This is a genomic window from Nocardioides halotolerans DSM 19273 (genome assembly GCF_000422805.1).
Classification (GTDB): Bacteria; Actinomycetota; Actinomycetes; order Propionibacteriales; family Nocardioidaceae; genus Nocardioides; species Nocardioides halotolerans.
In genome coordinates, this window is sequence record NZ_KE383923.1 from 673,970 (window position 1) to 698,040 (window position 24,071).

14 protein-coding genes are annotated in these 24,071 nt (G+C 72.1%); 3 read left to right on the forward strand and 11 right to left on the reverse strand.

What is annotated here, in order from left to right; all coding sequences use genetic code 11:
• Window positions 1-46 precede the first annotated feature (46 nt).
• From mfd to G514_RS29470, 8 genes are all read right to left on the reverse strand, one after another.
• Window positions 47-3,601 carry a transcription-repair coupling factor gene (gene mfd, locus G514_RS0118155; RefSeq protein ID WP_028652917.1) on the reverse strand — a complete coding sequence of 1,185 codons (3,555 nt, stop codon included), beginning with the start codon at window positions 3,599-3,601 and terminating at the stop codon, window positions 47-49.
• 141 nt (window positions 3,602-3,742) lie between these two features.
• Window positions 3,743-4,150, reverse strand: coding sequence for a VOC family protein (locus tag G514_RS0118160; RefSeq protein WP_028652918.1), 408 nt, complete (start codon window positions 4,148-4,150; stop codon window positions 3,743-3,745).
• A gap of 96 nt (window positions 4,151-4,246) precedes the next feature.
• The gene (locus tag G514_RS29465) at window positions 4,247-10,381 is read right to left on the reverse strand and encodes a LamG-like jellyroll fold domain-containing protein (protein WP_051247661.1); all 6,135 of its coding nucleotides are present in this window, start codon (window positions 10,379-10,381) and stop codon (window positions 4,247-4,249) included.
• Window positions 10,382-10,517: 136 nt separating this feature from the next.
• A complete protein-coding gene (locus G514_RS0118170; protein ID WP_051247663.1) occupies window positions 10,518-12,056 on the reverse strand; it encodes an oligosaccharide flippase family protein in 1,539 nt (512 codons plus the stop codon).
• A 53-nt stretch (window positions 12,057-12,109) separates the two neighbouring features.
• Complete coding sequence (locus tag G514_RS27615) at window positions 12,110-13,126, reverse strand: glycosyltransferase (RefSeq protein WP_051247664.1); 1,017 nt, start codon at window positions 13,124-13,126, stop codon at window positions 12,110-12,112.
• Window positions 13,123-14,001 carry a hypothetical protein gene (locus G514_RS27620; protein ID WP_211222171.1) on the reverse strand — a complete coding sequence of 293 codons (879 nt, stop codon included), beginning with the start codon at window positions 13,999-14,001 and terminating at the stop codon, window positions 13,123-13,125. The genes G514_RS27615 and G514_RS27620 overlap by 4 nt, the downstream gene beginning before the upstream one ends.
• The gene (locus G514_RS27625; RefSeq protein ID WP_051247665.1) at window positions 14,001-15,179 is read right to left on the reverse strand and encodes a Gfo/Idh/MocA family protein; all 1,179 of its coding nucleotides are present in this window, start codon (window positions 15,177-15,179) and stop codon (window positions 14,001-14,003) included. Before G514_RS27625 ends, G514_RS27620 begins: the two co-directional genes overlap by 1 nt.
• A 99-nt stretch (window positions 15,180-15,278) precedes the next feature.
• On the reverse strand, window positions 15,279-16,883 hold the full coding sequence (locus G514_RS29470; protein WP_169576490.1) for a DUF4082 domain-containing protein: 1,605 nt from the start codon (window positions 16,881-16,883) through the stop codon (window positions 15,279-15,281).
• 567 nt (window positions 16,884-17,450) lie between these two features.
• On the opposite strand from G514_RS29470, the gene G514_RS27635 reads away from it, so the two are divergent.
• Genes G514_RS27635 through G514_RS0118205 form a run of 3 tightly spaced genes read left to right on the forward strand, consistent with a single transcriptional unit; the run spans window position 17,451 to window position 20,866 of the window.
• On the forward strand, window positions 17,451-18,281 hold the full coding sequence (locus G514_RS27635; protein ID WP_051247669.1) for a sugar phosphate nucleotidyltransferase: 831 nt from the start codon (window positions 17,451-17,453) through the stop codon (window positions 18,279-18,281).
• A gap of 48 nt (window positions 18,282-18,329) precedes the next feature.
• Window positions 18,330-19,178 (forward strand): glycosyltransferase family 2 protein, encoded by an 849-nt coding sequence (locus G514_RS27640; RefSeq protein WP_051247671.1) that lies wholly within the window; start codon window positions 18,330-18,332, stop codon window positions 19,176-19,178.
• 14 nt (window positions 19,179-19,192) lie between these two features.
• On the forward strand, window positions 19,193-20,866 hold the full coding sequence (locus G514_RS0118205) for an asparagine synthase-related protein (RefSeq protein WP_028652920.1): 1,674 nt from the start codon (window positions 19,193-19,195) through the stop codon (window positions 20,864-20,866).
• Window positions 20,867-20,879: 13 nt separating this feature from the next.
• On the opposite strand, the gene G514_RS27645 is transcribed toward G514_RS0118205, so the two are convergent.
• From G514_RS27645 to G514_RS0118220, 3 genes are read right to left on the reverse strand one after another with little or no spacing between them, the layout of a single operon-like run.
• Window positions 20,880-21,896 carry a hypothetical protein gene (locus G514_RS27645; RefSeq protein ID WP_051247673.1) on the reverse strand — a complete coding sequence of 339 codons (1,017 nt, stop codon included), beginning with the start codon at window positions 21,894-21,896 and terminating at the stop codon, window positions 20,880-20,882.
• Window positions 21,896-23,260 carry an O-antigen ligase family protein gene (locus G514_RS27650; RefSeq protein ID WP_051247675.1) on the reverse strand — a complete coding sequence of 455 codons (1,365 nt, stop codon included), beginning with the start codon at window positions 23,258-23,260 and terminating at the stop codon, window positions 21,896-21,898. The genes G514_RS27645 and G514_RS27650 overlap by 1 nt, the downstream gene beginning before the upstream one ends.
• Entirely contained in the window at window positions 23,257-24,048 is a 792-nt protein-coding gene (locus G514_RS0118220; protein WP_028652921.1) for a hypothetical protein, read from the reverse strand. Before G514_RS0118220 ends, G514_RS27650 begins: the two co-directional genes overlap by 4 nt.
• Between the last annotated feature and the right edge of the window lie 23 nt (window positions 24,049-24,071).

Consider the following 24,071-nt stretch of genomic DNA (forward strand, 5'->3'; position numbering starts at 1 on the left):
CCGCGAAGCTGGCGCCACGGACTGGGGGCCGAAGCTCGCGGGGGTATCAGACAGCAGGATCAACGACCGCATCGATCACGCCGTGCGCCCACTCCAGCAGCGCGATGCCGTCGAGCGGCTTGCCCATCACGCCGCCGACGTGCGGGCGAGGCACCAGGATCGTCGAGACCGGCGCCTTGACGATCGACTTGGGGTAGAGGCGCTGGAGGCGCACGACCCGCGACTCGGGCAGCGTCACGGGGGCGAACCGGACGTTCTTGCCGGCGAGGGTGACCTCGCCGACGCCGGCGCGCCGGGCGCGGCCGCGGAAGCGGGCGACGAGGAGCAGCGAGGTGACCTCGACGGGCGGCTCGCCGTAGCGGTCCTTGAGCTCCTCGAGCAGCAGGTCGACGTCATCGTCGGAGCGGACCTCGGCCAGCCGCTTGTACATCTCGAGGCGCAGGCGCTCGGAGGGGATGTAGTCGTGCGGCAGGTGCGCGTCGACGGGCAGCTCGATGCGGACCTCGTTGAGCTCGGGCTCGGCGTCGCCGCGGAACTCGTGGACCGCCTCGCCGACGAGCCGGACGTAGAGGTCGAAGCCGACGTCGGCGATGTGGCCGGACTGCTCACCGCCGAGCAGGTTGCCGGCGCCGCGGATCTCGAGGTCCTTCATCGCGATCGCCATGCCGCCGCCGAGGTCGGAGTGCTGGGCCAGGGTGGCCAGCCGCTCGTGGGCGGTCTCGGTGAGCGGCTTCTCGGCGGGGTAGAGGAAGTAGGCGTAGGCGCGCTCGCGCGAGCGGCCGACCCGTCCGCGGAGCTGGTGGAGCTGGGAGAGGCCGAGGGTATCGGCGCGCTCGATGATCATCGTGTTGGCGTTGGAGACGTCGAGGCCCGACTCGACGATCGTCGTGCAGACCAGCACGTCGAACGACTTCTCCCAGAAGTCGAGCATCACCTGCTCGAGCTGGTGCTCCCCCATCTGCCCGTGGGCGACCGCGACCCGCGCCTCGGGCACCAGCTCGCGGATCTTCGCGGCGGCCTTCTCGATCGACTGCACCCGGTTGTGGATGTAGAAGACCTGGCCCTCGCGGAGGAGCTCGCGGCGCACGGCGGCGGTGACCTGGCGGTCCTCGTAGGCGCCGACGTAGGTCAGCACCGGGTGCCGCTCCTCGGGCGGGGTGGTGATCGTGGACATCTCGCGGATGCCGGTGATCGCCATCTCGAGCGTGCGCGGGATCGGGGTCGCCGACATGGAGAGCACGTCGACGGAGGTGCGCAGCCGCTTCATCTGCTCCTTGTGCTCGACGCCGAACCGCTGCTCCTCGTCGACGATGATCAGGCCGAGGTCCTTGACGCGGATGTCGGGGTTGAGGAGCCGGTGGGTGCCGACCACGATGTCGACGGTGCCGTCGCCGAGCCCCTCGATGACTGCGCGGGCCTCCTTGTCGGTCTGGAAGCGGCTGAGGCCCTCGATCCGGATCGGGAACCCGCTCATCCGCTCCTGGAACGTCGAGAGGTGCTGGGTCACCAGCAGCGTGGTCGGCACCAGCACCGCGACCTGCTTGCCGTCCTGGACCGCCTTGAACGCCGCGCGCACCGCGATCTCGGTCTTGCCGTAGCCCACGTCGCCGCAGACGAGCCTGTCCATCGGGACCGTCTGCATCATGTCGCCCTTGACCTCGTCGACCGTGGTGAGCTGGTCGGGGGTCTCGGTGAACGGGAAGGCGTCCTCGAGCTCGCGCTGCCACGGGGTGTCCGGGCCGAACGCGTGGCCCTGGGTGGCCTGCCGCGCGGCGTAGAGCTTGATGAGCTCGGCCGCGATCTGGCGGACGGCCTTGCGGGCGCGGCCCTTGCGCTTGTTCCAGTCGGCGCCGCCGAGCCGGTCGAGGCTGGGCTGCTCGCCGCCGACGTAGCGCGTCACCTGGTCGAGCGCGTCGGCGGGCACGTAGAGCCGGTCGGGCGGGCCGCCGCGCTTGCTGGCGCCGTACTCGAGCACGAGGTACTCGCGGGTCGCGCCGGCGACCTCGCGCTGGCGCATCTCGACGAACCGGCCGACTCCGTGCTGCTCGTGGACGACGTAGTCGCCCGCGGCGAGCTCGAGCGGGTCGATCTGGCGCTTGCGCCGGGCCGGCATCTTGCGCATGTCGCGCGTGGAGGCGCGCTGGCCGGAGATGTCCTCGCCGGTGAGCAGCACCAGCCGGTTGGCCTCGTCGACGAACCCGTGGGTGAGCGCGCCGCAGGTGACGGTGACGACGTCGGCGGCGGGCGGGTCGTCGAGGGCGTCGACCAGCCGGGCCGCGACGTCGCGCTCGCCGAGTGCCTCGACGGTGCGCTGGGCCGGGCCGTGGCCGGGGTGGACGACGACCGTGCGGAAGCCCTCGGCGCGCCAGCGGGCGAGGTCACTGAACGCCCGGTCGACGTCGCCGCGGTAGGCCTCCGCGCCCTGCATCGCGAGCGTGCGGGTGGGGACGCCGGACAGGTCGGAGTCGGTCTCCGGCACCAGCTCCGCGGTGTCGTCGGCGAGCCCGAACGGGCTGACCGTCCACCAGCTCTGGCCGGCGGCGAGCACGTGGGCGCGGACGTCGCCGAGCGCGCGGTAGGACGCGGCGCCGAGGTCGATAGGCGACTCCCCTCCGCTGGCCGCGGCGGCCCAGCTGGCGCCGAGGAACTCCTCGCTGGTCGCGACCAGGTCGTGGGCCCTGCGGCGCACGCGCTCCGGGTCGACGACGAGCACGTGGGTGCGGTCGGGCAGGAGGTCGACGAGGAGCTCCATCTCGTCGACCAGGGCGGGCGTCAGCGCCTCCATGCCCTCGACGGCGATGCCCGCGGCGATCTTGTCGGTGAGCTCGACGAGCTGCGGGTGCTGCTCGCCGAGCTCCCACGCCCGCTTGCGGACCTCGTCGGTCAGCAGCAGCTCGCGGCACGGCGGAGCCCACAGTCGCTCGAGCGTCTCGTGGGTGCGCTGGTCGGCGACCGAGAAGCTGCGGATCTCCTCGACGTCGTCGCCCCAGAACTCGACCCGCAGCGGGTGCTCCTCGGTCGGGGGGAACACGTCGACGATGCCGCCGCGCACCGCGAACTCGCCGCGCCGCTCGACGAGGTCGACCCGCGAGTACGCCGCGTCGGCGAGGCGCTGGACGACGTCGTCCATCGGCGCGGTCTGGCCCGGCACCAGCTCGACCGGCTCGAGGTCGCCCAGCCCCTTGACCTGCGGCTGGAGGACCGAGCGGACCGGCGCGACGACGACCTTGAGCGCGCCGTGGACCGCATCGGTCGAGTCGGGGTGCGCCAGCCGGCGGAGCACGGCGAGCCGTCGCCCGACGGTGTCGCTGCGCGGGCTGAGCCGCTCGTGCGGCAGCGTCTCCCAGCTCGGGTAGAGGGCGACGGTGTCGGGGTCGAGCAGCGAGCCGAGCTCCTCGACGAGGTCCTCCGCCTCCCGGGCGGTGGCCGTCACCGCGAGGACCGTGCGGTCGGCCCGGACCAGCCCGTCGACCAGGAACGGTCGCACCGCCGCCGGCCCGGTGAGGTCGAGCGCGCGCACCATGCCGCCGCGGGCGTCGGAGATCGCCTCGTCGAGGGTCGGGTCGGCGAGGACGGCGTCGGAGAGTCCGGAGAGAGTCATCGGCAGCCTGTCTCAGAAGGGTGGGGGCACAACACGAGAGCCCCCGATCCGCGCGCGGTGGGGGTGGTCCTTCGAGTCTACGAGCCGGTGCCGACAGTCAGCGCGGGTCCTCCACGCGCCGGTTGTCTACTGCTCGGACTGCTAGGACTGCTGGGCCTGCTGGGCGGCGAGCTCGGCCTCGGAGCGCAGCACGCACAGCTGGTTGCCCTCGGGGTCGGCGAGGGTGACCCAGCCGCTGCCCTCGCCGTAGATCCCGCGATGGTCGGCGACCACGGTGGCGCCGTAGTCGACCAGCCACGCGACCTCGTCGTCGCGGCTGCGCTCGCGGGGGCGCACGTCGAGGTGCCAGTTCTTGCCCCTGAGCGGGTCCGGCACCTCGATGAAGAGCAGCTGGTGACCCGACTCGGGGTCGCGGATCATGCACTCCTCGTGCCCCGGCTCGTTGGGGTCACCCTCGAGGTCGACGTAGCCGAGCACGGGCTTCCACCACTCCGAGAGCTCGTAGGCGTTGCTGCAGTCGATGGTCGTGTGCGAGACGAAGGAGGCCATGGCGCCATCATCACGCCCGCGGGCGGGCAGGGCCCACTGTGTTTGTGTCGACTGTGTTTGTGTCGACCGTGTGCGTGGGGACGACGAGCCCCGGGGTCACGAGCCCGAGATGGGAGAGCTCATGTCGGCCGAGATCTCGGTCGCGGTGAGCGCCCGGTTGTAGACGCGGACCTCGTCGATCAGGCCGTTGAAGTACTCCCCGTAGGGCTGGTTGCCCCCGATCCACAACGGGCTGGCGGTCGTCTGGATCGCGCCCGTGGTCGCACGAGTGGTGACCTGGGTGCCGTTGACGAACAGCCTCAGGGTCGTCCCGTCATAGGTCAGCGCCACGTGGGTCCATGCGCCGACCGGGCTCGCGGTCGGACCGGCGATGTACGGCGTGGAGCTGCCGAAGGTCCCACCACCCGCTGGGCGCAGCGCGCCTGCCCCACTGCCGGCGTTGAGGAAGTAGGCATCGGTCTGCTTCTGGAGGATGGTCCGCCAGCCGCTCTGGGTGGCGGCCGGGCGGATCCAGGCCGAGAGCGTCATGGCCGAGGTCAGGTCGAGTGAGGCCGAGTCGGCGACCCGGACCAGGCCGTTGGTGCCGTTGAAGCTCAACGCCCCGCCGTACCGGCCCTGCGTCGACCAGGTGGCACCACTCACCAGCGTCCCGGGGTTGCCGCTGCCCGAGGAGTCGGCAGCGGTCGTGCCGGCGCTCTCGTTGAACGCCCACGCCCCGACCAGCCCCGTCGGTGGTGGCGGCGTCGCGGGCGTCGTCGCCGACGCGATCGAGGAGTAGCTGCTCAGGTTGCCCGCCGCGTCCACCGCCCGCACTCGGTAGCGGTAGGTGGTCGAGGGCGCCAGACCCGTGTCGCTGAACGACGTCCCGGTCGGTGTCCCGACCTGCGCGAAGTCGGTGCAGGCCGCACCCTGGCATCGCTCGACCCGGTAACCGGTCACCGCGACGTCGTCGGTCGAGGCCGTCCAGCTCAGGCTCACCTGACCGGGAGCGGCACTCGCCGTCAGCCCTGTCGGCGCCGACGGTGGAGTCGTGTCGGGGGGCGCCGGCGTCGTCGACGCCGCGATTGAGGAGTAGGTGCTCAGGTTGCCGGCCGCGTCCACCGCCCGCACCCGGTAGCGGTAGGTCGTCGACGGTGACAGACCCGTGTCGCTGAACGGCGTCGCGCTCGGCGTTCCCACCTGGGCGAAGTCGGTGCAGCTCGCACCCTGGCACCGCTCGACCCGGTAGCCCGTCACCCCGACGTTGTCGGTCGAGGCCGTCCACCCCAGGTCGACCCGCGTCGGGCTGACCGCGGTCGCCGTCAACGCGGTAGGCGCGCTCGGCGGCGTCGTGTCGGGCGCGGCAGGGGTCGTCGCCGCGACGATCGAGGAGTAGGCGCTCAGGTTGCCGGCCGCGTCCACGGCCCGCACTCGGTAGCGATAGGTGGTCGAGGGCGACAGTCCCGTGTCGCTGAACGACGTCCCGCTCGGCGTCCCCACCTGGGCGAACGTGGTGCAGCCCGCACCCTGGCACCGCTCGACCCGGTAGCCGGTGACGCCGACGTTGTCGGTCGAGGCCGTCCACCCCAGGTCGACCCGCGTCGCGTTGACCGCGGTCGCCGACACGGCCGTGGGCGCACTCGGCGCGGTGGTGTCGGGCGCGGCAGGGGTCGTCGCCGCCACGATCGAGGAGTAGCTGCTCAGGTTGCCGGCCGCGTCCACGGCCCGCACCTGGTAGCGGTAGGTCGTGCTCGCGGTCAGCCCGGTGTCGCTGAACGACGTCCCCGCTGGTGTCCCCACCTGGGCGAAGTCGGTGCAGCCCGCACCCTGGCACCGCTCGATCCGGTAGCCCGTCACCGCGAGGTTGTCGGTCGAGGCCGTCCACCCCAGGTCGACCCGCGTCGGGCTGACCGCGGTGGCCGAGAGCCCCGTGGGCGCCGACGGCGGCGTGGTGTCCGGGGCGGCCGGCGTCGTCACCCCGACGATCGAGGAGTACGCGCTCAGGTTGCCGGCCGCGTCCACGGCCCGCACCTGGTAGCGGTAGGCGGTCGAGGGCGACAGGCCGGTGTCGCTCGACGACGTCCCGGTCGGCGTCCCCACCTGCGTGAAGTCGGTGCAGCCGGCACCCTGGCACCGCTCGACCCGGTAGCCGGTCACCCCGACGTTGTCGGTCGAGGCCGTCCACCCCAGGTCGACCCGCGTCGCGCTGACCGCGGTGGCCGACAGGCCGGTGGGCGCCGATGGCGGCGTGGTGTCCGCCCCGGTCGGCACGATGCCGGTGGCCATGTCGGCCGCGATGTCGGCCTGCGACAGGGCGCGGTTGTAGACGCGGACCTCGTCGATAAGGCCGTTGAAGAACTCCCCGTAGGGCTGGTTGCCCCCGATCCACAACGGGCTGGCGGTCGTCTGGATCGCCCCCGTGGTCGCCCGAGTCGTGACCTGGATGCCGTTGACGAACAGCCTCAACGTCGTCCCGTCATAGGTCAGCGCCACGTGGGTCCAGGCGCCGACCGGGCTGGCGGTCGGACCGGCGATGTACGGCGTGGACCCACCGAACGTCCCACCACCCGCTGGGCGCAACGCCCCCGCGCCACTGCCGGCGTTGAGGAACCAGGCATCGGACTGCTTCTGCATGATCGTGCGCCAGCCGCTCTGGGTGGCGGCCGGGCGGATCCAGGCCGAGAGCGTCATGGCCGAGGTCAGGTCGAGCGAGGCCGAGTCGGCGACCCGGACCAGCCCGTTGGTGCCGTTGAAGCTCAACGCCCCGCCGTACCGGCCCTGCGTCGACCAGGTGGCACCACTCACCAGCGTCCCGGGGTTGCCGCTGCCCGAGGAGTCCGCAGCGGTCGTGCCGGACCCGTCATCGAACGCCCACGCCCCGACCAGCCCCGTCGGTGGTGGCGGCGTCGCGGGCGTCGTCGCCGAGGCGATCGAGGAGTAGCTGCTCAGGTTGCCCGCCGCGTCCACCGCCCGCACGCGGTAGCGGTAGGTCGTGCTCGCCGTCAGCCCGGTGTTGCTGAACGACGTGCCGCTCGGTGTCGCCACCTGCGCGAAGTCGGTGCAGGCCGCACCCTGGCACCGCTCGACCCGGTAGCCCGTGACCCCGACGTCGTCGGTCGAGGCCGTCCAGCCGACATCCACCCGGCTCGCGTCGACCGCGGTCGCGGTGAGCCCCGTGGGAACGCTCGGCGGGGTCGTGTCCCCCACGACAGGCGTCGTCGCCGAGGCCGGCGCGGAGTAGGCGCCCAGGTTGCCGGCCGCGTCCACCGCCCGCACCCGGTAGCGGTAGCTCGTGTTCGCCGTCAGCCCGGTGTCGCTGAACGACGTCCCGGTCGGGCTCCCGACCTGGGCGAAGTCGGTGCAGCCCGCACCCTGGCACCGCTCGACCCGGTAGCCCGTCACCGCGACGTTGTCGGTCGAGGCCGTCCACCCCAGGTCGACCCGCGTCGCGGTGACCGGCGTGGCCGAGAGCGCCGACGGGGCCGACGGGGCCGTCGTGTCCTCGCCCGCGGGCAGGATGCTCGTGTTCATGTCGGTCTGGACCTCGGTCGCGGTGAGCGCGCGGTTGTACACGCGGACCTCGTCGATCAGCCCGGTGAAGTACTCGCCGTAGGGGTTGTTGCCGCCGATCCACAGTGGGCTGGCGGTGGCCTGGATGGCGCCCGTCGTCGGACGAGTGGCGACCTGGACCCCGTTGACGAACAGCCGCAGGGTGGCCCCGTCGTAGGTCAGCGCCACGTTGGTCCAGGCACCGACCGGGTTCGCCGTCGCACCGGCGACGTAGGGGGTGCTGGAGCCGAACGTCCCGCCACCGGCGGGCACCAACGCCCCCGCCCCGCTGCTGGCATTGAGGAACCACGCATCGGACTGCTTCTGCATGATCGTCCGCCACCCGGTCTGGGCGACGCTGGGCATCACCCAGGCCGAGAGGGTCATCCCGGCGGTCAGGTCGAGCGAGGCCGAGTCCTCGACCCGGACCAGGCCGGTCGAGCCGTTGAAGCTGACGGCGCCGCCGTACCGGCCGTTCGCCGACCACGCCGTGCCACCCTGCAAGGTGCCCGGGTTGCCCGATCCGGAGGCGTCGGCGGCCGTGGTGCCGGCACCCTCGTTGAACCCCCAGGCGCCGACGAGACCGGGCGGCGTGGCCGGAGCGTCCGGCGTGGTGGCCGCGGCGATCGAGGAGTAGGCGCCGAGGTTGCCGGAGAAGTCGACGGCACGCACCTGGTAGCGGTAGGTCGTCGATGCCGACAGACCCGTGTCGGTGAACGTGGTCGACGTCGGCGTCCCGACCTCGGCGAACGTCGTGCAGCCGGCGCCCTGGCAGCGCTCGACCCGGTAGCCGGCGACCGCCGCGTTGTCCGTCGACGGCGCCCAGGACAGCGCCACCTGACCGGTGCTGGCGGTCGCGGTCAGTCCGGTCGGTGCCGACGGCGCCGTGGAGTCGTTGCCGACCGCGACGCTGACGCTGGTGGTCGACTTCAGCCCGGTGCTGTCGGTCGCCTCGAGCATGATCTCGTAGCTGAAGGTGCCGATGTCTCCGTGGTCCTCGGCCTGGAAGCTGCCGCCGAAGCCGCTTCCCGCGACGAAGGTGTGGACGTGGGCGTTGTGGTGGAGCAGCACCGTCCACTTCAGGGCGGCGGCGCCCAGCGGTCCGTCCTCCGGATCGGTGGCCGACCCGGCGTAGGTGATGGTGTCGCCCGGCACGACCGTCGTCCCGCTCGACGGCGCGGTGATGGTCGGCGTCGGCGGCAGGCTGCCCACGGTGACGTCGACCGTGTCGCTGGACGTCGCCCCGGACTGGGAGGTCACCGTGAGCCGGGCCACGAACCGCTGGGGGGTCTCGGTGGTGTAGGTGTGCGACGGGTTGGCGGCCGTCGAGGTCGTGCCGTCCCCGAAGTCCCACAGGTAGGACAAGCTCCCGCCCCCGGGAGCGCTCGACCCCGCGCTCGAGAAGGCGACAGGCAGGGGCGAGGGCCCGGAGGTGGGCGTGGCCGCCGCCTTCGCGACCGGGCCGTTGTAGACGATGCGACGGATCTCGCCGGTGGCGAACGACAGGTAGTAGATCAGGCCGTCGGGACCCTGGGTCAGTGAGACCGGGCTGTCGACGTTGGTGGCGAACGACTGCACCGAGACCGGGTGGTGCTCGGAGTCGAGGACCACCCGCTTGATGAACTGTCCCGTGTAGTCGCCGAAGAAGAAGCTGTCGCGGTACTGCGCCGGGTAGGCCGTGCCGTCGTAGATCGGGCCGCCGATCACGGCGGAGCCCGTGCTGTGGTTGTAGGTGTGGAACGGCGGGGTCACGCCGGTCAGCGCGCACTGCGCCGGGAAGTTGCTCTGGAACCACGGCTGCGGACCGTTGCCCTCGTAGCACGGCCAGCCGAAGTTCGACCCGGCGCCGCCGTGGTTGACCTCCTCCCAGGTGTTCCACCCGACGTCGCCGAAGAAGATCTCCTCGTTGTCGTGCTGGAGCGTGAAGCCGAAGGGGTTGCGGACGCCGTAGAGCCACACCCTCGACCGCCAGGAGTTCGTGCCGTCGTAGAAGGGGTTGTCGGCCGGGGCGGAACCGTCGGGGTTGATGCGCAGGATCTTCCCGTTCGGGCTGTTGAGGTCCTGGGCACGCAACGAGTTCGCATCGCCGTCGGAGCCGTCCCCCACTCCGACGAAGAGTGTCCCGTCGTGGTCGAAGTGGAGAGACCCGAGCGTGTGGGAGCCGCCGTCGGACCCGATGCAGTCGGCGGTGGCCGGCAGGTTGCTGCACGGCGGGGTGCCGACGCTGCCGAGGATGACCGTCTCGCTCCCCGCCAGCGCGACGTCGGGGTTCGCGGGGTCCGCCGTGACCCGGGTGAGCCGGGCGGTGCGAGGAGCGCTGCTGTTCGGGTTGCCCGCGTTCTCGAAGGTGTAGCTCAGGTAGACCCGCCCGTTGCTGGCGAACTGCGGGTCGAAGGCCAGGCCCCAGAACCCGCGGTCGTCGAAGGTGTTCACCTTGGCGCTCAGGTCGATGAAGGGGGTCGGCAGCAGCTGGCCGTTCTTGATCACCCGGACGACGCCGTTCTTCTGCCACACGAACATCCGCCCGTCGGGGGCGAAGGCCATGCCCACCAACGTGAACGGCGCCAGGGTCGCGACCCGCTGCGTGGCGAACCCCGAGTCGGGGAACGAGTCCGCCGCGGCCGGGGCGGGTGTCGCGAGCAGGCCGGCGACGATCGCTGCCAGCGCCGCAAGCAGACAGGCGAGCGTCCTGCGTGGGTGCATCGAGGGCCTCCTTGTCACCTCCCCGCACTAACCCACGTTCGCGTCCCGGACGATCCCCCCATATGAGGGATATACGACGCTTTCTTCCCGGGACCTGGGGCGATGAGCGGAGCTCTGCCGATCGTCGGGGCTGCGGTCAGCCCCGGACGGGCCGCCGTGACGCCAGCGCGGAGACCACCCGGTCCCGGACGATCGCGCGCCCCTGCGCGGGGACCGCGAGCAGGACGTAGACGAGGCATCCGCACCCCCCGGCGAGGAACAGCGTCGCCGCAGGGCTGTCGAGGGGCACCGCGACGAGGAGCATCGTGGCTCCGGCCGCGACCGCTGCCAGCACCGGTCGCGCCAGCAAGCGCAGGACCGGTCGCATGTCGACGCCGGAGCGGTGCAGCATCCATGCCGCGAAGGGGATGGCCACCAGCAGCGCCACGGCCGCGTGACCCGCGGCCGCCCCCTGCATGCCGCCGCGACTGGTGCCGTACCAGAGCGCGGGCACCAGGGTCGTGAGCCACACGAGGTTGAGCGTGATCGTCACGCTGGTCTTGCCCCGTCCGGTCTGGATGTCGAAGACCATGGCGGTGAACATCCGCGCCACCATCACGAAGGCGAGGAAGCGGAGGGCATCGGCCGCCGGCGCCCACTCCCTCCCGTAGAGGACGTCGACGATCGCGGGCGAGAGCGTGGCCATCGCCGCCGCGATCGGCGCGACGACCCCCACGAGGACGACGAGAGTCCGGTGCACGCCGAGCGCGAAGTCGTCGTGGTCCCCCTCCGACAGCCGGGAGAACGCCGGGATGGACACGTAGCGCACCGCGACCCCGACGATGCCGGGCACCCAGCTCGAGATGTTGAAGGCGAGCAGGTAGAAGCCCAGGGTGTCGGTCCCCAGCTGGTGACCCACGATGAACGCGTCGGAGTACATGAGCACCGACTCGATCCCGAGGCCGAGCGCGAGCGGCGTGCCGAAGACGAGCAGGCGGGCCGCGATGTCACGCCGAAGCCCCAGACGCACCGGCACGCCGGCCATCCGCAGGACCAGCGCGCCGACGACCAGCGACTGGGTGATCGCGCCGAGGACGAAGCTGAAGGCACCGGCCCCCTGGACGGCCAGGGTCACGCTCACGGCGGCGTTGAAGACGAACCCGATGGCGATCGCCATCATGAGCCGGTCCTGGCGGAACTCGCGCTGGATCACCCCGACCGAGACCGACGTGACGCCGTCCAGGATGATCGTCAGGCTCATCAGCCGCACCAGCAGCGTCGCGTCAGGGCTGTTCGCGAGGTCGGCGATGAACGGCGCCGCCAACCAGAACAACGCGTACCACCCGAGGCTGAACCCGATCGCCATCGTGCGCGCGGTGGCAGCCATCTCCTTGATGTCGCCGCGCCACTGGACGGTGGCGGCGATCATGCCCATGTCGTTGACGTGGATGAGGAAGGCGTTGGCCGCCAGCGCGACCGCGTAGAGCCCGAAGTCGTGCGGCGCGAGCAACCGCACCATCACCAGGCTGATGACGAACGACCCGGCCTTGAACACCAGGGTGCCGACGAGCGCCCAGCCCAGCCCTCGGCCCGCGCGGCGACCGATCGCCGAGGCGCTGTCCGACCCCACGTCCGGCTCCGCCAGCGCGGCCGGACCCGTCGTCACGGCGGGCCTCGCCAGCTGCTGGTCGGTCATCGCTCGCTCCTCAGCCCTGACCCGGTGCCACGTCGGTGTGGCCACGGGGCACGTTAGGTGCGGGCTTCGCGGCGGTCCCGCTGCAGCGACGGGCCTCCCCAAGGTTGGGGATGGGAGCGGCCTCCGGCCAGCACGAACGGCGGCTCCTGCGCGGGCGCAGTGACCCGGGTGGCAGCGGCGGTGGCGAGGTGGTCGAGCGTCAGCCGGTCCGCGTCGGCGGTCACGGCCAGGCCGCGGCGGGAGAGCTCGCCGGCGATCTGGGTCTGGTGGTCGTCCACGTGCTCGCCGTGGGAGACGCGGCGCGGCACGAGCACCGGGCAGCGACCCAGCTCCAACGCCATCAGCGAGGCGCCGACACCCGCGTGGGCGACGAGGACGTCGGCCTCGCGGATCGCCTGCGAGAGCTCGTGCTCCGGGAGGGTGTGGTGGCCCCGGATGCCGAGACCGCTGACGTCGGTGTCGCCGGTCTGCCAGAGCACCTCGACGTCCGCGGGCAGGATCTCGAGCAACCGCCGGACGAGCCGCTCGAACCCGTAGTCCTTGAAGGTGCCGAGGGAGACGACCACCTTGCGCAGCTCCCGGCTGCCGGGGCGCGCCTGCCCGGCGAGGGCGAAGGAGTCGAACACGGCACCGCGGAACGCCCACTTCCCGTCGGCCCACGACGGGTACTGCGCATACAGGTTCACGCCCGGGATCCGGGCGATCATGCCCGCGGTCCTCGACGGGCCGTCGCTGCGCGCGGCGCTCTCGATGTAGTGCAGGTCCAGGCCGCGGCTGCGGCCGAGCGCGTAGAAGGGCAACGCGACGGCCGAGCCGGTGCTCACGATCGCGCGGACGTCGTGGGTCCGCAGGATCCGGTGCGCCAACGGGACGTTGCGCAGGACGTTGCCGGGGTCGCGCCCGCCGACGAAGTGCACGAAGTCGACGTCCTCGCCGGCGAGCAAGGAGCGGCTCTGGGGCGTGTCGAACGTCGCCCAGCGGAAGGGGCCCTCGACCCCCTCGAGCCGACGGTGGAGGCGGTAGAGCTGCTTGAGGTGACCGCCGGTGGACGCGACCAGCAGGGTGGTCATGCGAGCACCGGCTGCAGGTCCCAATGCCGTGCCACCAGGTCACGCGTCTGCCGGATGTTGCGCTCGCTCGAGGCCCCGAACACGATCGACTCGAGGTTGGGCTGCGCGCAGACCCACTCGATCGCCTCCTCCGCGGGGATCGCCCCCGAGGCGAAGACCGACATCGCGATCGCGCGGAACCGGTGCTCACGCAGCGTCCGCTCGTAGGCCGCCACGCCACCGGACATGCGGAAGCCGAGCTTGTTGATGTTCGAGCAGACGATCGGGTCCTCGATGCCCTGCGCCTCCAGGACCGGGACCAACGCGGGGAGGTTCATGGTGATGAAGCCCGGCTCGGCGCCGTAGCGCTCGCGCACGTGGTCGGCGAACACCCGGAACGCGGCGTTGAAGCCCAGCCCCAGCAACAGGTCCACGATCACGTTCTGCAGGAACACGACCGGGGTGCGGAGTCCCTGGAACATCTTCATCTCCGCGTCGATGAGCAGCGTGGTGATGCCGTCGATGTCCTTGCGGGCCATCGACGACCCACCGCGGATCGCCGCGTTCATCAGTCCCTCGCCGGGCAGGAACCGCTTCACCGCGCCGAGCATCCCGTCCTCGGTCACGGCGTTCGCGTACTTGTGGGCGTACGGCATGCACGGGTAGAAGGCGAAGTCCGCGTAGCGCTCGCGGTCCAGCCGGACGCGGTCAGCGATCTCACCGACCCGGTCGTGCGTCGTGCACATGAACGTCCGGACGCCCGCGTCGTAGGCCGCGTCGAGGACCCCCATCACGGCGTCGACCGACTGGAACCGCATCGCCTGGGCGCGTGCCTTCTCCTCCGACATGTGGTTGACGCCGAAGAACTGGTTGTCGCCGAAGAGCAGTCGGTCCATCACGATCCCTCCCGCAGCTCGAGCTGCACGGCCGGCTGCGGCACTCCCCACGGGAACCGCACCCGGCGCCGGGGCCTCCGGACCTCGGCGTGCCGGGGGCCGGCCATCGGGGTCGCCGTGGGGGTCGGCGCGAGGGTCGGCGCGGCGGTCGCGGCGTCCGCGATCAGCATCGCGATCACGCGGTCGGTCTCGGCCGCGCTCTCGAAGCCGTTGACGCCGTCGGTCCGGCCCTCGCGCACGCGCTCGGCGAAGTGCTCGATCTGAGCGCTGTACTCCTCGCCGCGCAGGTAGAAGCCGACGCCGCCCGTGAGCTCGGTCCCGTAGCGGACGTTCCAGCCGCGCTCGTAGCCCTCCGGCACCGCGGCGCCGTCGCGCAGGAACACCTGGATCTCCTGCCGGTCGGCGAAGATCCGCCCCGCCGTGCCCCAGATGGTCATGCGGGTCGTCATCTTGCGGTGCGACTCGTCGGACCAGTTCACCGAGATGTTCGCGCTCTCCCCGCCCGCGAAGTGGATCGTGCTGTGCACCTCGTCGTCGGTCTCGCGGGAGAAGATCGGCCTCAGCACCGTCCCGCCGACGCTCGTCGCGCCGCCGAAGTACCAGTTGAGGAGGTTGAGCGGGTGGGCGGCGTAGTCGTAGAGCGCGCCGCCGCCCTCCTCCTTGCGGCTGCGCCACGTGCCGCCCTTGGGCTTGAGCACGACCGGCCCGTAGGCCTCCCCGAGGGCGTGCGTCACCGTCCCGATCGCGCCGGCATCCAGCAGCCGCTTGACCTCGGCGAAGGGGCCAACGAAGCGGTTGTGGTAGCCGACCTGCGTCACGAGGCCCTTGCTCCGCGCGAGGGCGGTGAGCTCCGTGGCGTCCTGCACGGCGAGCGTGAACGGCTTCTCGCAGAACACGTGCAGGCCCCGCTCGAGCGCGGTACGGACCATGCTCGCGTGGGTGCGGGACGGTGTGGCGATCAGCACCGCGTCGAGCTCGACCTCGCGAAGCATGCGGTCGTAGTCGTCGTAGGTGACGACGCCGGTGTACTTCTCGAGCACGCCGCGCACCATCCCGGACGCGTCGCAGACCGCCGCGACCTCGAGGTCGGGCTGGGCGTTGACGATCGCGAGGTGCGAGAGACCCATCTTGCCGATCCCGGCGACGGCGATCCTCGTGGCGCGAGACGTCGAGGTCATGGCTGGACCCTCACGGCGGGCGCGGGCCGGGCGAACGGCCCGGACCGCATTTCCCCAAAGTGAGGGAGCCGCCCCGGAGCGCCCGGGGCGGCACCTCGGTCAGGCCGTGATCGGTGTGCCGTCGTCGTAGGTGTTGCCGCGGAAGACGTTCCCCGGCGCGTTGCGGTCGTAGTCCAGGATCGGCCCGTACGACCCGCACCGCCCGTTCGGACCACGCTGGAACACGTTGTCGATGAAGCGGATGTTGTTGGCGTCGTCGCTGTAGGGCTTGCCGGCCGAGGATCCTCCGTAGGCACACGTGGCGCCGGTGGACGCGAGGAACAGGTTGTCCTGGATCAGGTTGCGTTCGACGGGCCCGAAGTCGCCGTAGCCGGTCAGGGGCGCCGAGCAGCCGGCGTCCGGGGGCACCTCGGGAGCGTCACACGCGATGCTGTTGTGGACGATGGTCCCGCCGGACCCCATCCGGATCCCGGACTCGTGGTAGTACCCGGTCTCGTCGGTGAACTGGCCGTGCACCCACGAGTCGCGGACCGTGCAGTCCAGCCAGCAGTTGATCAGCTTGTTGCCGCCGCGGACCTCGACCCGGAGAGCGGTGAACCCGGTGTTCTCGATGCCGGTGCCGGCGCGGTCGCCCAGGTCGATCTCGGTGTCGACGACGGTGAAGCCGAAGCCCGTGGCGTCCTCGTCGTTGTAGATCTTGCCGTTGATCAGCGAGTTGCGGATGACCACGCCGCTGGCGCGGATCGTCAGGGTGCAGCTCACCGTCTTCGAGTCGATCACCGTGCCGGCCGCCGTGATCGTGCACGGACCGGTGTACGGCGTCAGCGTCGTGCCGGCGGGAACGCCGGTGTTGTCCGGCCCCGGCCACCCCTCGTTGGTCGGCGGCGGCGGCGGGGGCGGAGGTGGTGGTGAGGGCGCCGTGGGCGACGCGGTCGGCGTCGTGGGCGTCACCGTGGGAGTCGCGGACGTGGTCGGCGCCGTCGGGGTGGTCGAGGTGGCCGTCGGGGTGGTCGTCGGAGTGGTCGTCGGAGTGGTCGTCGGGGTCGGAGTCGTCGAGGTGGCCGTCGGGGTCGGCGTCGGTGTGCTGCTCGCGGACGAGGGAGACGACGACGGACTGGTCGGTGTCGACGAGGGGCTGTCCGACTCCGTCGACGTGGCGGTCGGGGTCGGCGTCGGGCTGTCGGTGCCCGTCGGGTCGGACCCGGGCTCGACGAAGACCGGGTCCACGTAGAAGTTCGCCCGCTGCCACGTGCGGCTCGGCATGCGATCGCCATGGGTGTAGACGCCCTGGAGCGCGGTCAGCGACCTGGTGGTCTTGGTCAACCCGTCACCGAGGACGCCGGTGTCGGCGGCGTACCTCCCGTGCGGGGCGACGTAGGACGCGACGTAGGGCCGGTCGGCCTCGATCGGCACGGGCTCGGCGAACCTGACCGTGACCCAGCCCGGCAGCTGCCACAGGGGTGCGACCTGCTGGGCGAGCAGGTGACCGGTGTCCGACCAGAGCTGCACCGTGTGCGGGCCTCGGTTGCGCCAGGACCGGTAGAACTGGACGGCACTGATCGACCCGGCCTCGCCCGCGACGAACCTGACCCCGACGGTCGTGCGCCGGGGGTCCCGACCCGTGGGGACCTTCGGAACGGCGTCCTCGGGCCAGATGCTGTACACCTGGGCGGTCGACGGCCGGGGGTCGTCACGCTCGGTCACGGACGCCACCGCCGTCATGGCGCCACCGACGGCGAGCCCGAGGGCGACGACGGCGACGAGCAGGGACCTGTGCCTCGCCTTCGTCCGAACAGGCGTGACCGGCCTCCGGTGCCGAGCGGCGTGGGACTGGGGATGGGGATGGTGCACAGATGCTCCTGAGGTGATGGCCACCCGGGGGTTGATGACCAGCACGCGACGTAACCACGTCCCCAGAGGTGACTGCGGCCGACGCCCCCCACATCTGGGCATTACCGCGGGGTCGGTGGCGATTCTTACCTGATGTGGGGGATGCACTCGGGCTGTCGCGTGATAACGGTCGCGGGCGCCGTCGGCCGGGGCCGAGCCCGGTCTCGAAGCGCAGGATGCAGACCCGATGGCCCTCAGGAGGTGGGCGAGCCCGCTCCGCCCCGGCGGCGTACCCAATATCGGCCATAGCCTCGCCAAAGCCGCGATGCGCGTTGACGCCACCCGTGTAGTGGGTGCTGGAGCGGACGGCCGTGGCGTTGGGGGATGACCACGGCGTCCGCTCCGCCACATCGGGAGACCTGTGGGGAAGGGGACGTGCGGATGAAGGTCGTGCTGTTCTGCGGCGGGCTCGGGATGCGGATGCGCGCCGACAACCAGTCGCTGCCCAAGCCGATGATGCCGATCGGCAGCCGGCCGGTGCTGTGGCACATCATGAGGTACTTCGCGCACTTCGGTCACACCGAGTTCATCCTCTGCCTCGGCCACGGCGCAGAGGCGGTCAAGGACTACTTCCTCGACTACCGCGAGACCGCGTCCAACGACTTCGTCCTGACCAAGGGCGGCCAGCACGTCGACATGCTCGGCACCGACATCAGCGACTGGACGATCACCTTCATCGACACCGGCATGGACACCCCGATCGGGGAGCGGCTGCGCCGGGTGCGCCCCTACCTCGAGGGTGACGAGTACTTCCTCGCCAACTACGGCGACGTCCTCACCGACGCCCCGATGAACGACCTCATCGACCAGTTCACCGACACCGACGCCGTCGCACAGTTCATCGCCGTCAAGCCGGGCGACTCCTTCCACGTCGTCGAGGTCGACACCGACGACAAGGTGACCGGCCTGGTGCCCGCCGGCGACCTGCCGTTCCGCATCAACGGCGGCTACTTCGTCCTGCGCCAGGGCATCTTCGACTACCTCGACGAGGGCGACGACCTCGTGATGGACGGCTGCGTCAAGGCGGCCAAGGAGGGGCGGACCCGCGCCGTCGCCTACGACGGGTTCTGGGCGCCGATGGACACCCTGAAGGAGCGCAGCCACCTCGAGGACCTCTACCGCCGCGGCTGCAGCCCGTGGGCGCTGTGGCGGGACCGGCCGAACCCCGGTGGCGCACCGATCGTGCCCGTCGACATGCCCAGCATCGCCTGAGGGCCCGACGGCGCCGGGCGGGGTGAGATGGACCGATACACAGCGAGCGTGGTGATCCCCGCCCACAACGAAGAGGCCGTGCTCGCGCGCGGCCTGACCACGCTCCTCGACGGCGCCGGGGCCGACGAGCTCGAGGTGATCGTGGTGGCCAACGCGTGCGTCGACGGCACCGCCCGCGTGGCCCGTGAGCACGGGGTCCGCGTGATCGAGACCCCGGTGCCGGGCAAGGCGCACGCGCTGCGACTCGGCGACGAGGTGGCGTCGACGTTCCCCCGGCTGTACGCCGACGCCGACGTCGACCTGACCGCCGACGCCGTCCGCGTCCTGGTGAGCACCGTGGCCCGGCCCGGGGTGCTGGCCACCTCGCCGGCGCCGCGCTACGACCTCTCCGCGGTGCGCGGTCCCGCGCGCCGCCTGCACAAGGTGCACGACCTCCTGATGGCAGACCGCCGCGGGCTGGCAGGGGCCGGCGTCTACTGCCTCAACGAGGCCGGTCACGCGCGGGTGGCGCCGTTCCCGGACGTGATCTCCGACGACGGCTTCGTGCACCGGAGCTTCGCCCCCGGCGAGCGTGTGGTCTCGACCGGCGCCGTGAGCGTGGTGCGGCCGACGACGACGTTCGCTGCCAGCCTGCGCCGCCGCCTGCGCGTCCGCCAGGGCAACCAGCAGCTCGACGCCCTCGGCCTGCCGCGCAGCGAGGGCCGCCTCGGGCTCGGCTCGTTGGTGGTGCTCCTCCGCACGCGCAGGATCGGCGCCGTCGACGCGAGCTGCTACCTCGCCCTCGTGGGCGCCGAGCGCGTGCAGGTCTGGTGGCGCAGGGTCCGCCGGGCCGAGGTGTCGTGGGGCACCGACGGGTCGAGCAGGCAGGCCATGGCGACCGCGTCCGGGCGCGGCTGAGCGGAGGGCTTCGCATGGACACTCAGCTCGTCGACCGCCGCGGCTTCACGGTCCGGTCCGGCACCGGCGAGACCGCGACGTGGGGACCTCCCGACGGCCCGGGCGACCACGAGGCACGGGTGTTGTGCGCCTCGGTCCGCCGGCACGAGCACGACCTGTCGCTGGAGGACGTACGCCGGCTCCTGCTCACCGACCCGTCCGCGCTGGCCGAGGTCCTTCCGACGTTCGCCGCCGCCGTCCCCCTGCCGTCGGGCGGCACGAGCGTGGCGACGGACCACCTCGGCTTCCGACACGTGTTCCACGCGCAGCGCGACGGCGCGGGGATCGTCTCGACGTCGAGCCGGGCGTGCGCCGAGCACCTGGGCTCCGGCCTCGACCGCGAGGCGGTCGCGGTGCAGAGCCAGCTCGGGTGGCAGCTGGGCCAGCGCACGTTGTTCGAGGGGGTGACCAAGCTCGGACCCAGCCGGGTCGCCACGCTCGAGGACGGCAACGTCACCATCTCGTCCTACCGGGGTTGCGACGCGGCGCGACCGGTCGACCTGGTCCACGCCGTCCAGGTGGCCGCCGGCGTGCTGCGGACCCATCTGACGGCCTACCTCGAGGACCACCCCGACGCCGGCCTGCAGCTGACCGGCGGGCAGGACTCGCGCCTGCTCCTCAGCGCCATCCCGCGGTCACGGCGGCGGGGGCTGCGGGTGGTCACGCTCGGGCGGGCCGGCGACCCCGACGTCGACATCGCCGCCGCGCTCGCGAGGCGCTTCGGGATGCAGCACGAGATCCTCTCGCTCTCCGGGCTCGACGAGCTCGACCCGGCCCGGGCGTACGCGCTGTGCCTGGAGGCCGCCCACCGGCTCGACTACTCGGCCGACCCGCTCGCCCACGCGGCACTGGCCGTCGCCGAGTCGCGGTCCGAACCCGGACCCCGCATCTCGGGTCTGGGCGGCGAGGTCGCCCGGGGGTTCTACTACCTCGGCCTGCCGACCGCGGCTCCGGTGTCTGCCAGGCGTGCCGAGCGGCTCGCGCACTGGCGGATGTTCGTCAACGAGTCCGTCCCCGTCGAGGCGCTCGACCCCGCCTTCGGGCGGTGGGCCCGCGAGTTCGCCACCCAGGAGGTGGTCCGAGTGCTCAGCGAGACCGGGCGTCCGTGGATGGCCGCCACGGACGACCTCTACCTGCACCACCGGATGCAGCGGTGGGCCGGCGTGACCGAGACCGCGTGCAGCCTCGACCGCGAGATCGTCAACCCGATGCTCGACGACCGCTTCATCTCGGTCGCGACCGCGCTGCACCCGCTCGACAAGCGCAGCTCGCAGTTCCTGAGCCGGCTGCAGCTCGAGCTCGACGCCGAGCTGGGCTCGCTCCCCCTGGACGGTCGGCCGGCGCCGGAGGCCTACGCGCAGCGCTCGGTCGGCAACTCCACCCTGCAGACGGCGGCCACCCTGAGGAAGGCGCGCAGCAAGGCGCTCCAGCGGCTCCGCCGCGAGACCCGGCCGCCCGCCGGTGGCGAGGTCCTCGCTGCGAAGGTCGTCGCGCACTGGCGCGAGGACCCCGCAGCGCTGACCCCGCTCGAGGGGCTCGGCGTGCTCAGCAGGGAGTGGCTCGACGCGCTGGTCACCGGTGGGGGCACGCCACCCTCCAGCGCGGTCGCGCTCGCGATCAACCTCGTGGCCGCGCTCGACCGGGGCTGAGCGACCCGGCACGTCAGCGCGTCGGCGGGATCTCCGTGCCGTCGTCGTACCGGTTGTCCTCCCACACGTTGCCGGGCGCGGCGTCGAAGTTCGTCACCGGCCCGTACGCCGCGCACGTCCCGTTGCTACCCCGCTCGAAGACGTTGTCCCGGTAGACGACGCCGGTCGCGGGGTACTCCATGCCCGCACCGGCGTAGGTGCAGTACGCCGCACCCGGGTTGGCGCCGATGTGGTTCCCGACCACCACGGCCCCCGTCAGCGGCCCCCACTGCGGCAGCAGGTTGACGGCGCCCGTGCAGCCGCCGTCGTCGGCGTTGACCGGCGCGTCGCAGACGATCGTGTTGCCCACGATCTCCACGCAGGCGCCACCGGTGCCGAGGCAGGGCACCTGGCTGCCCAGGTGCATCACGCCGCCGAGGTGCACGTCGCCCGACGGTGGCCGCCACTGGTCGTGGACCCACGAGTCCCGGAGCACGCACCAGCCCGAGTGCTCCTGGCACTCGAGCCCGTTGTGGCCGCCGTGGACGTCCGAGCGCACGACCGTCACGTTGCCGTTGGAGATGGCGGGCAGGTCCTCACTGCCGCCGTCGACCTCGGAGTCGGTGAGCGTCAGCGACCACGACCGGTCGACGTCGGTGTCGACGACGACCCGGCGCATCGAGCTCGCGAGGATCGTGACCTCGGGTGCCTGGACCAGGAGCGCGGGACAGCTGATCCGCCTCGCCTCGATGACCGCTCCGGGCTCGGTGACGGTGCACGGGCCGGTGTACGGCGTGAGGGTGGTGCCCTCGGGGACGCCGGTGTTGCCCGGGCCGGGTCGCCCGGCCGGAGCCGGCCGGCCGGTGCCGTCGGCCGTCGGACGGGCGAGGGCCGGCGCGGCGGGCACGGCGGGCGCGTCGTCGCGCGGACGTTGCGCCGAGGCGCGATCGAGGGGTGGGACCGAGCCCCGCAGGGCGAGCGCCGCCACGGCCGGCCCCACGACCAGCCCCCCGACCAGCGCCACGACGGCCAGGCTGCTGCGGCGGCGCATCACACGAGGGCGTGCGGGTCGGCCGGCTCGCCGACCGCCTCTGCCTTGGCCACCCTCAGCAGTGCGCCCGCGATCCCCGCCAGGAGGAACGCCGTCGCCGACACGGTGGGGAAGGCGAGGAAGTCGAACGTGGCGAACGACGGGAAGACCACCGAGAGCGAGGCGGCGAGAGCGAGGGCCAGGTCCCGGTCGTGGGTCCCCGCCGCCGGGCCGCGCGACCAGAGGAACCGCACCCGGACCGCGGCGTAGAGGCCGGCGACGAAGATGCCGACGAAGGCGACCAGCCCGAGGAGGCCGCTCTCGACGAGGGTCAGCAGGTACTGGTTGTCGAAGATCTCGTGCTTCGGCGCGTACCAGGTGCCCGTCCCCCGGCCGAGCCAGAAGTGCTGCGCGATCAGCTGGCGGGCGGTGTCGTAGTCGTGGAGCCGCCACTGCACGCTGCTGTCCTGGCCGGCGTCCTGGAACAGCGTGCGGAAGGTGTTGAGGAGCCCCGGCGCCATGATCCCGATCGCCGCGACGAACCCGACCCCCGTCGCGATCATCCAGAGCCGGCGACGGGCCGGCCACCCCAGGAACAGCACGAACGTCGCGGCGGCCACGCCGATGATGGCCGAACGGGACACCGAGAACATCAGGCCGGTGGCCAGCAGCCCGACGCAGGCCGCCCACGGAGCGACCCGGCGGGCCTCGCGCCTGGCGTGGAGGGTCGCGTGGATCGCCAGCGGCAGGATCATCGAGCACAGGACGCCGAACTCCAGCGGGTTCGACGTCGTCCCGGCCGCGCGGGTCAGGCCGTTGCGGGCGCCCACGGAGTTGGTCTGCTCCCAGAAGTGCAGCCCCGGGAGCCGCAGGTACGGCGTGACGTCGAAGCCGGCGAGGTACTGCAGGATGCCGAACACGGCGACGAGCGTCGCGCAGACGACGGCCACCCGGAGGAGGAAGTACAGCCGGCCCAGGCTCCGGATGCCGTCGACCGCCGCGACGCCCACGAGGATCAGCGCGAAGACCCGGACCAGGGTGGTGTCTGCCAGCTCGCGCTCGTCGGGGTCGAGGTAGCTCATGGCGGAGCTGGCGTACGACGCCACGAGCACCACGACGTAGGCGAAGAGCATCGTGCGGACCGGGCTGCGGCCCTTCGCCGCTCCGAGCGTCGTGGTCATCTGCGTGCACAGCCACAGCGCACCGAGGAAGAGCGCGACGCCCGACGCGGGCGAGAGGGACAGGGGGAGGTAGTTGAGGACGAGCCGTGACGGCAGCACGAACTGGAGCGCGACGAAGAGCGCGAGGATCGTCGTCGCATCGGCGGGCCGGGGTCCCGGCCGCGTCCTCCCGCCTCCCTCGACGCGCGCGTCGAGGACGGTCACGGCTCCCCCGGCCTCGCGCCCGCCCGGACCAGGAGTGCCGGGTCGCGCTGCTCCACGACCGAGGACTCCGCGGCCACGCGGTCACGGACCGTCGCGGCCGCTCCGTCCGCGGCGCCCGCCTGCTGCCTCCGGGCACGACGGAGCTGCCGGCGCTGTACCAGGTTCTCGAAGCCGTAGACGGCGACCAGTCCCACGAGCGCGGCGAGGGCGCCCACACCCGCCGCCGCCCGCAGCGGGCTGCCGAGCAGAGGCAGGCCGGCCGTCGGTGCCACGACCACCTCGACCTCGATGTGGGTCGAGGCCGGAGCGTTGACCTCCTTCTGGCGCTGGTCGAGGATCGCCTGTGCGCTGGCCGCGACCCGGTCCGCCATGTCCTTGGCGTCCTGGGGACTCGGTCCGGTGCCCTTGATGAAGATGAACGGTCCCGACTGCAGCAGCTCGGGGTTCGAGGTGCCGTTGTTGACCTCGTAGCTCGTGGTGCCGCCGGGATGCACGCCGAGCGCCTCGGCGGTCTCCCGGCTGCGCAGCTGCTGGATGACCAGCGACGCGGTGAGACCCAGGCTCTGGTCGAAGTTCATCATCGGGTTGGTGACCGAGTCGGTGTGGTCCGGCGACTCGTACTCGGTGCCGCCGTTGAGCGGGGTGGTCAGCACCAGCACGCCGCCCGACTCGAACTGGATCGGCACCGCCGAGAATGCGAGGAAGGCCAGGAACAGCGTGGCGAAGAACGCGGGCACGGTGACGTACCAGCGGCGGAACAGGACCACGACGGTCCCCCAGAAGTCCACCGTGCCTCACCCGGCCGGGTCGC